This window comes from Ureibacillus terrenus, from assembly GCF_006569205.1.
GTDB lineage: Bacteria > Bacillota > Bacilli > Bacillales_A > Planococcaceae > Ureibacillus > Ureibacillus terrenus.
The window spans coordinates 1-9757 of the sequence record NZ_VIGD01000031.1; the positions used below are offsets into that span (position 1 = coordinate 1).

Consider the following 9757-nt stretch of genomic DNA (forward strand, 5'->3'; position numbering starts at 1 on the left):
AATAGCAAAATAGCCCTCAATCTGAAAAAATTCAAGATTGTAGGGCTATTTGTCATGCGTACTAATAGGTACGCTTTTTTAATCCCTGTTTTAAGTTTTTCAATGCGTCATTTGAATTCGGGCTTACCTTATAACCTCCCTCCAATAATAAAAAAGTACCTTTATTAGGTACTATTGGTAATTTCATCGTTTAAATCTTGACCATATTTATCTAAAAAGAATCTTATAAAATTTTCGCCAAGAGAGGAGATACTGTAACTATCTCTCTTTGATAACCGTTCCAATCTCTTTAATTTTTTACTCTTTCCATCTAAATACTCCTGTATTGTTAAAACATTTTTATAAAGCTTATCCAAATCATCGGTATACTTAGTTTTGAGCAAACCCATTCTAACTAGTTTTTCTCGTACAGCGTTATATTGATCATAATCAATATTAAATTCATCTAAAATATCTTGATAAGATGCAGCATTAGCATAATTACCATAATATAACTTTAAAATAGCTATATCGACAAGTCTTAAATTGCTTAATGTATCATAATAAAAAAGTACAAAATCTTCTTTAATCTGCTCATGACCTGCTAAATTTACAAGTCCATTCACCATGTATTGTATTTTTTGCTCTTGCGGTTCCTCAATTATATAATCCCAAATTAGTTCAAAACTTTCGATGAATGATTGCCTATTTTCAACTGCTGACAATCTTTCGTTTAATTCAGTTTCTCTTTTCTTTAATTCATCAATCGCTTTATTTATATTTTTCTCAAACCTTTTTTGTTTATATGAAAAAAATGCAGTAGTTAACCTCGGTGCAAACGTACCAAATAATGACTTACCTGTTAATTCACCGATTATTGAAACCGCTCCTTCTGTACCCACATCGAAAACATCTTCAATTTTCTTTTTTAACTTACATTTGAATTTTGACTCGCTCATTTTTCCTCCCCTCAATTTTGTCATTTTACCAAATAACATAAGGGGAGGAACAAAAAAGCAACCGAATAAAAACGGATTAACCCCCTAATTTTGGACAAATATACTATTAATCAAACTTTATCTCAAATTTACACGGTTTTTGTTTGGTTTCTTTACATCATACACTTTATATACGCCACCATTGACTTCGCTTTTGTCCGTGTTGTGGAATATATGCGGGTCGGGTGAAAATAAGCCTTAAAGGCGTTGCTCGCAAATAAATTTTAACACGGACAAATCAATTCTAAGCATCCGATGGCGGGGCCCCGACCCCTTCCATCGTCTGCTAAGAATTTGACGCTTCAGTCAATGGCAGGCAGCTTCGCTGTGGCTTTGCAAAAAGCCTTGGAATCGATCATACCCGAACTTCCTTAATGTTGATAGGTTGTTTTAAGTTTTTTTCATAAAATGCCATTGGTGCAAGATATTTTAAACTGGAATGAATTCGTCTATTGTTATAGAATTCCATAAACTGATATACCGCTTGATAAGCTTCCTGATAATTTTTAAATTCCCATTGTGATAAACAATCATCTTCGAATATCCGATGAAATGATTCAATATGTGCATTCATATTCGGTGTTTTAGGTGGAATTCTTTCGTGAACGATTTTCTGTTCTTCACAAAATTCCTCAAATGTATGGGAAATAAACTGCGGTCCATTATCTGTCCGTATAATCGGCATATTTTTATCATCAAATAATTGTCGCTTAAATAAAGCACGTTTTACCGTTCGAACGACATCTTCAGCCAAGCAACTAAGTCCCATGTGATAATCAATCGCATTACGATCATAGACATCGATAATTGAACAGACAAAAAAGAATCGGTCTTCTCCTACAATATATCCGTACTTGATATCAATTTCCCAAAGCTGGTTTGATCGAGTAATTGTATGATTACGAGCTAATTCTCTTGGGTATTTTGCTTTAATTTCCCTTTGTGTTCGAAGAACATCCAGCTCTTTACACAGACGATAAACCTTTTTCTCGTTGATAATTAAGTCGTATTTATATCGTAAAACAGCCGTTATCTTTCGATAACCGTAATTATAGGCATCACCTTCAAGCTCTTCAAGGATCATTTCTTTAATTTGTTCATCTGAAATCTTATTGCCTTTTTTATGATAGGAATATCCCGGTGCTGGACGTCCCCCACTTACTTTTTTTCTCTTCTACTCGGTAATGTTTTCGATAATAGTATGTAGAACGAGAAATACCCAGTATTTTTAGCACCTTTGATTTTGGGTAGCCCTTATTAATCCATTTGTCGGCTACTTCAATTTTTTCAGTAAGTGAGGGTTTGCTTTTTTTAATAAATCACGTAAGATCGCTATTTCCAGGTCTTTTTCACCTAATAATTTTTTCAATTGGTCATTTTCACTCGTCAATTTCTTAGCATCGATGTCTGGAAGAACGGCCACATCGACATTGCCAAAGTGCCCATTATGATATTCACGAATCCAGCGATGGACCATATTGGCATTCAATTCATATCGTCTAGCGACTAAAGCTGTATTATTTGTTTCAAGTGCTTTTAATAATTTGCAATTTAAATTCCTTTGAATATCTTTTTCGTTCCATTTTTATTAGCCCCTTAATAAAATTTATTCAAGTATACAGAAATACACTCTTAGTGTCCAACTTTATTTGGGGGCTAATGAGATTCATTGTTTTCTAAAACACTTTCAAGAGTTTCTAAATGCTCCTTCTCTTTTTCTTTAGCAACGGAATAAAATATTCTTTCAACGGTTGTATAAGGTATTTTTTCCTTTCGACTCACTTCTTGGATAGTAGAGCCAATGCACATTTCGTACAGATATTCTCTGTACCGATTGGTCTGATGTTTATTAGGACTGATAGATTCAAATGTTTGTGAAAATACCTCATTACAGTTGTGACAACGGTATCTATACACTCTGACAAATAAGAAAAGAGGCTTACCTAATACGGACAAGTCACGAACCTTTCTTGTCCGCCAGTCATGGACATGACTAGAAAAAAACCGCAGTAAGAACAGCGTTCTTCTGTAGTATTTTTCTCAACATGTAACAAATTGCAATCTTCAAGAAACACTTGTTTAACAACTTCAAATTCTGGCAAATCTAGTGATACGGAAAACACTTTAGAACCTCCTGTTATGTTAAGTGACGCTAACATTATTGCCAGGAATTCGTGAGTGTTTTCCTTGTTTTTTGGGTTAAATCACAAAATGTGGTGATGAATCGATTTTTTCAATAGCCGACCAATGGAAAATCCTGCCAAGCCAATCACATAAGAAATTATAATCGATAAAAAAACAAGACCACTGTCTGTTGGAAATTTTAAGAAATAATTAATCCCATAAACTGGTCCAGCATATAGAATGACAGCAGGGATTCCAATAGATTCAGCACTTGTGGAGTAACTAAGGATAATTAAAAAAAGTCCTATTCCCCAATAAATGGAGGAAAACTTTAAGAAAAATACATCTTTCTTTCTCCCCATCCAAAATCCGTATATCAACAATAAGAAGAGAAAAACGATGGATGCTATCGCTTGATTTAAGCTAGGAATACCTCCTTTTGTATATGAACCAAAATTAATGATGCTAAAAATACAACAAGCGGCTATTATTAATAGAATTTGTCCGATCTTGCCTAACATTACACATCATCCTTTATCCCATGTATTTATACATTTTATCAGTAGTATTGCATTAAATTAATTTTTAAAAGTCAAGCCTTTTTATAAAAAATATTTCCTGATTTTGTAAAATCTTTGTCCATGGGCAATAAAAAAACTCCTTATAATTAGGTTAGGTAGTCCTTGTCCTAAGCCTAATTAAAAGGAGAATTTACTCATGGACAAGGATAACATAAAATTCACGATTAAGGAACTACTTGATGTAATTAATGAAGAAAAGTTCTATGATTTAATCAAAATCTCCGATATCGATAAGTACGTCAAGAAATTTACGGCCTACAAATTCTTTCAATTAATGATTGTTGCCCAAATCAATCAAATGGAAAGTCTTACCCGTATTTCACAAAAATTAAAGAATACAGAGGAGATGCAGAAAAACTTTCTAATCAATGAAATTAGCACCTCGCAACTTTCACGAAAACAGCGAATCCTAACTCCTGAGATGTTTGAAAGGATCTTTCATTATCTCGTTAGAGTAATACTTGCTCGTACGAAAAAACAAGCGATTATACGCAATATAGGCAAGCTGTACGTCATTGACTCATCTACGATGAGTATGTGTCTTTCTCAATATCCCTGGGCGTCATTTCGCAAAACGAAGGCTGGTGTTCGACTACATTTACGAGTAGTGGTCACGAAAAATGAGATCATACCGGATAAAGCGATTCTACTGCCTGCCAAACATGCCGATCGTACACAAATGGACGAATTGGTGGAAATCGAACCCGATGCCATCTATCTTTTTGACAGAGGGTATGTCGATTATAAGAAGTTTGACCACTACTGTTTGAAAAACCTTCGGTTTATCACCCGTTTAAAGAAAAACGCTGAAATCGAAGTGTTAAATCAACAAGCACCCGATCCAGAAAAGCTTATTTTTAAAGATGCCGAAGTTTACCTTGGTAACCATGTCAATGGAACAAAGATGCAACACTCCCTTCGTTTAATCGAAACAAAAGACCAGGATGGAAAAACAGTAACGATCGTGACGAATTGTTTCGATCTAACAGCGAAAGAGATTGCCGATTTATATCGGTATCGCTGGAAAATTGAAATCTTCTTCAAATGGATGAAGCAGCATTTAAAGATTAAAACCTTTTACGGTAAAAGTGAAAATGCTGTATATAACCAGATTTGGATTGCACTCATCACCTACTGCCTGCAAGTGCTGATGAAACTGAAATACCATTATGAAGGCAGCCTTCTTAATGTCCAGCGATGTTTGGTTGACTGCCTCTTCAAAGGCTTGAATGCATTCATTAAATCTTTATTCCGAAAACCAAAAAGAACGTCAAAAGGCCGAAGGCCTAACGACTGGGATAGACAATTCAATTTCATTGTCCAGCAATTTGAAGAAGGCGAGGTGTCTCATTTAGACGACTTGACGTACGATCCGTTGTTCATATAGATCATTTAAATAGTCTGAAGATTCGTGGATAAGGACTACCTTTAGTTCCTTATCAACCATTTTAATTTTGGACGGGTAGTCATATTCAGAATATTCGAGAAATAATTCGTCAGTCAAATTTTTGTTACTTGACAATTCGTTTAAACTTTTTATGCAATGCTACTGACATTTTATAAAAACCATGGATTGAAAGTTTAGAATTTTTTAAACAAACAGAGCGTGAAAACAAGCGGACATGTGTTAGAAATATTTTCACGCCATTTTATTGGTGTTTAAACTACTTTCTCCCTACACGCTTTCATACATAGATTATCTCTTAGGTACACTTGAAGTAACTAAGTTAAGATATCCAACTTGTTTTTTAGGAGTAATCGCTGTTCCACTATGATGATCACGACCCCAAAATGAATTTTTTGTTACATCCCAATATTTATCACTACCATATACTCTAAAGCCATACCATTCATAAATATACTCAACCACTCCATCACATCTCATCGAACTAATTTCATCATAGGAAACCCATGTCCCAGCAGTTCCTGTATTATAATATACTTGATAAGCTAAATTATATGATATATTTTCAGTTCTAAGTTTTCTTCCCATTGAAACAAACAGATCACGATCAGTAGAAGTTGGATTTTTTTTAGGTTTATATACACCTTTGAAGTTATTTCCATTTAGGAAGTTTTTCCAAGTATCCCATTTCACTACACTTCCACTTCCAGGATGATGTAATACCGGTAGATAGGAATCATAATAAGGTCCATCCATCATTCCTGCATGCCAATCAAAATTAAAAAAAACACCATCTCTATAAATCGCATATCCTTGATATCCGCTGGCAGCATGAACATTTATAGACATAGGTAAAATCAAAGTAAATGCGAGAAGTATGGCAGCCATTTTTTTAATGATTGCTTTCATTCCACTCACCTCTATCTAATTTTTATCCAACCATTTTTCATTTCCTTTGATCCCATTTTGTTCTATATTTTTAATTGTCTCGTCAATTTTTTGTTTTAAATTTTCATCGGTAACTTGACTAGCAATATTTTTTAATTGTTCAGATAAATCAGTTATAGGTAAAAGACCCATTGCCTGAATTACTAACTCAATATCTTCTATGGTTGGTTGGTTATTAAGTAAATGTTTTAAATTCATAAAATTTTGGTCAACTGCAAAAACTTTTAATTCATGGTCGATAAATTCACTTTCTAAGATACTCTTCATCGCCTTTTTACTTCCTAATTCTGATAAAGCAAAGAACGCGGAATCCTGCAAATATCGATCATTGCTGTTTTTTATTAAATCAAGGCTTAATTGAATAAATTGATCTTCTAAATATGCAAAATTTTTATCAATCGATTTTACATTTTTTAAATATGCGGCTCGCGATTTTAAAGCTGCAGCTAATTCATCTTTAGATGCGTTGCTTATGTTTGAAAGAATATTCTCTGCTAATTGATTAGCCATTTTGATATCTAATTTGTTTAAAACTTTCATACTATGAAAAGCTAGCAAACCGTCGTCATCAGCTATTAATTGCTTCAATAATTCAACATCGCCAGTTGAAAAATTTGCGGTTGATACTATTCTCGCTTTAATATTTTTGTCTAAATTTCGATCTAATAATAATGATTTGATTTCTTCTTGGTTTTCGTCATTTTCATGTTTTACTATATATAAATCAACTAATGTTTCTCGAGTGATTAATGAATAACGATTATCCTTTATATCTTTTAATAATTCTGAATCATCAATTTCATTTTTCCTTTGAAAAAGTTCTGTGACAAAAGGAATTAAAGCATTTAAATGATCAGTTCCTTCAGTGGATTTTGCAAGAGAGTCAATTTCTGAAATTAACTGTTTATGACTTAGTGACCCTAATTCCTTATTCAATGTTGCTTCATCCTTTGAAAAATATTCTCGAAAAAGATCATTTGCTGCTACAATTCCACCAAATAGCAAAAACGAGATACAAATGATTGAAATCACAATATTTGTTTTTTTTAGCATCGAGAAATCACATCCTTTTAAAAAAATAATTTTTAATTTCGCTTTTCAGTTTTCTGATAACATATAGTATTTACAATATTATGAAAATTTTATTAACATATTTAGAAAAATATGTTTTTGGTGATCACCTCTTTTCTTTTATAATTTTCCAAAACATTTCTGATTGATATGCTTAGGTGAGGGAAAATCTAGTGTGAATTATGATTTCAGCTATTGAAGGAACGTTAGCTATAAAAAAGTGGGGTGAGATCATGTAGAATGTATACTCCTTTTGGAATTTACCCATTAGAGGAAAATATGTAAATGGGGCTTTCTTCCTAGTTAGAAAGCAAAATTCGACACTGTATTTTCCTGAACTATTTAAAAAACTTTTGCCATTCTCCTATTTACATCCATCCATTTCATTCATCTAGAAAAAAGTTATCGGGTTTGTTCCTTGAATTTTAAATTGACTTTTGTTCCATAATTTGCCGCTGTCACTTAGTGCGATAAAAGGTGATCTCTTCATCGTTCACTTGATAGATCCATGCAGTTTTTTCATTTAAAATAATATATTCACCTGCATTCAATAGACTTTTATTTCTAATTCTTATCTTTAGTGAAAAAAAAATTTGCTCAAACGGAAAATAAAAAAGGGTCAATGGAAAATAAACCTAAGTCAAACAGAAAATGGCCATCCCAAACAATTAAGCTTTCCAAAGGCCATGTTTTCGTGACCTATTGGAAAGCTTTTTTCATTAAACGTTTTTGACAAAGATATCTTTAATTTTTTTCATTTTATCCGCGAGTACGTTCACTAACAGTTGACCTGAGAATTTTTCTAGCTCAAATAATTTCATTTTTCGCTCTCCTTAACATATCAGCCATTCGTTCTAAGGCAGTTTCAACGATGATTTCTCCTTTTTCTTTAGTCGCTAAAGTCGCATCACCTAATACAGCAGATTTTGTGAACTGTTGCCAAGGTGTAGGTGTAAAATCTGCATCTTCAGGGATTTTAGGAATATCAGAGATGGCTTTATCCATATTGACAAATTCTTCCGCTAAGTATAGCATAAGAGATGTTTCGATTTCGTACGCATGAAAATAAGTGGAATGAACGGCTTTCGTTTCTCGGATGCTGGGCTGTTTGGAACAACTTTTGTAATCAATACACCTTCTTTGACATCTTTCGGTAATTTTAATGTTTGCTCTTGATGATACGCCGAAATTTCACTAATATCTTGTAATTGAACTCCCATATATGGTCGCTTAACTTTTCCATATAGTTCTAAATCTTCAATGATTGGTTCAACCAAATTAATCGGAATGGAAAAACCGATCCCTTTAATTTCTTGTTGTGCAATTTTCATCGAATTAATACCAATAACTTGACCAGCTATATTGACTAAAGCGCCTCCACTGTTTCCAGGGTTAATTGCCGCATCCGTTTGAATAACTTCAGCATTCCAGTCAACAACGCCATCTTGATTAAAATCTATTGGTACGGTCCGTTCAAGTCCCGAAATAATTCCTTGTCGAGTGAATGCGCAAAGTCGAAGTGAAGCGGTAACCAAATTAAAGGAAGATGGGATTAGTATTCAAACCATTGAAGAGCTGCAAGGAATATTATTTAAAGAAGTATCTCTCACGCTGCGTAAAGTAAAGCATAAACACTTTGTCGTATTTATTCGCCAATTTTCTACGCTCATAAAAGCAGGAATTTCAATTAACGATGCTACGGATATTTTAGCCAAACAAACAGAAAGTAAGTTATTAGCCGAAACGTTAGCCGAAATATCCAAAGAAATTAGAAAAGGAAATCCTTTTTCAAAAGCGGCAGAAAAATTCCCTAAAATTTTTCCAGCACTATTTATTAATATGATGAGAGTAGGCGAAGCAAGCGGACAAGTTGATGAAATATTAGATCGGATGGCGGTCTATTATGAAAAACAGTACGAAACAAGGCAGAAAGTAAAAGCTGCATTAACGTATCCGACTTTACTTTTTATTATTACCATTGTTATATTTATTTTTATGTTGTCTTTTATCGTCCCAAGATTTACTTCGATGTTCAGTTCATTAAATGCGGAACTTCCGACCATAACACGGGTCGTATTATCCTTAAGTCATGCATTGCAGCAATACTGGATTTATCTATTCGTCCTCATAGCTATTTGTCTCATTATTTTTATTTATACTAGAAATATTCCTTCTATGAAATATTATAGAGATGTTTTAAAATTGCGTTTTCCTATATTTGGGAATCTGTTGCTTAAAGATGCAATGGCTCGAATGACTCGTACATTAAGTGTTTTATACAGTGCAACCGTACCAATCATTGAAGCGATCTCAATTGTTCAGATTGTGATGAACAACGATGTCATCAACAAAGTATTGGATAAGTCGAAAATATCATTAGAAAAAGGGAAGTCGATGACGGAACCTTTTGCGAATCATTGGGCGTTCCCATCTTTTGTTTCGAAAATGATCGCCGTTGGGGAACAGTCCGGTTCGCTTGATTTGATGTTAGAAAAAATTGCCGATTATTACGAATCGGAAGTCCAACCCGAGTTCGACAGTTTTGAGGCCATTTTAGGCAAATGAAAATGGCCAAAATGCTGTTATATCAAAGATTTCGCGATGCGGATCCTAGAAAAAAACACTGAATTTCATAGGCACACGACTTGTTT

The 9757-nt window shown here is 33.7% G+C and carries 7 protein-coding genes and 3 pseudogenes; 2 read left to right on the forward strand and 8 right to left on the reverse strand.

Going from position 1 to position 9757, the window contains the following annotated elements; all coding sequences use genetic code 11:
• Positions 1-164 precede the first annotated feature (164 nt).
• The 4 genes and pseudogenes from FKZ59_RS13740 to FKZ59_RS13765 form a co-directional block, all read right to left on the reverse strand.
• Positions 165-938: a hypothetical protein gene (locus FKZ59_RS13740; protein WP_141603320.1), complete on the reverse strand. Its 774-nt coding sequence runs from the start codon at positions 936-938 to the stop codon at positions 165-167.
• 394 nt (positions 939-1332) lie between these two features.
• Positions 1333-2560, reverse strand: a pseudogene (locus FKZ59_RS15230) (IS3 family transposase).
• Between the two features lie 73 nt (positions 2561-2633).
• Entirely contained in the window at positions 2634-2933 is a 300-nt protein-coding gene (locus tag FKZ59_RS15235; protein WP_181733305.1) for a transposase family protein, read from the reverse strand.
• Between the two features lie 248 nt (positions 2934-3181).
• Positions 3182-3622: a hypothetical protein gene (locus FKZ59_RS13765; protein WP_141603322.1), complete on the reverse strand. Its 441-nt coding sequence runs from the start codon at positions 3620-3622 to the stop codon at positions 3182-3184.
• A 196-nt stretch (positions 3623-3818) separates the two neighbouring features.
• On the opposite strand from FKZ59_RS13765, the gene FKZ59_RS13770 reads away from it, so the two are divergent.
• Positions 3819-5069 (forward strand): IS4 family transposase, encoded by a 1251-nt coding sequence (locus FKZ59_RS13770; RefSeq protein WP_141603323.1) that lies wholly within the window; start codon positions 3819-3821, stop codon positions 5067-5069.
• 309 nt (positions 5070-5378) lie between these two features.
• Here FKZ59_RS13770 and FKZ59_RS13775 read toward each other — a convergent pair whose 3' ends face one another.
• From FKZ59_RS13775 to FKZ59_RS13790, 4 genes and pseudogenes are all read right to left on the reverse strand, one after another.
• Positions 5379-5996, reverse strand: coding sequence for a hypothetical protein (locus tag FKZ59_RS13775; RefSeq protein ID WP_246045905.1), 618 nt, complete (start codon positions 5994-5996; stop codon positions 5379-5381).
• Between the two features lie 15 nt (positions 5997-6011).
• Positions 6012-7088 carry a hypothetical protein gene (locus FKZ59_RS13780; protein WP_141603324.1) on the reverse strand — a complete coding sequence of 359 codons (1077 nt, stop codon included), beginning with the start codon at positions 7086-7088 and terminating at the stop codon, positions 6012-6014.
• A gap of 825 nt (positions 7089-7913) precedes the next feature.
• Positions 7914-8204, reverse strand: a pseudogene (locus FKZ59_RS13785) (creatininase family protein); the annotation flags it as partial.
• Positions 8198-8605, reverse strand: a pseudogene (locus tag FKZ59_RS13790) (S1C family serine protease); the annotation flags it as partial. The pseudogenes FKZ59_RS13785 and FKZ59_RS13790, both read right to left, overlap by 7 nt.
• A gap of 1 nt (position 8606) precedes the next feature.
• Between FKZ59_RS13790 and FKZ59_RS13795 the strand changes: the two are divergent.
• Positions 8607-9671 (forward strand): type II secretion system F family protein, encoded by a 1065-nt coding sequence (locus tag FKZ59_RS13795; protein ID WP_141603326.1) that lies wholly within the window; start codon positions 8607-8609, stop codon positions 9669-9671.
• Positions 9672-9757: the final 86 nt, after the last annotated feature.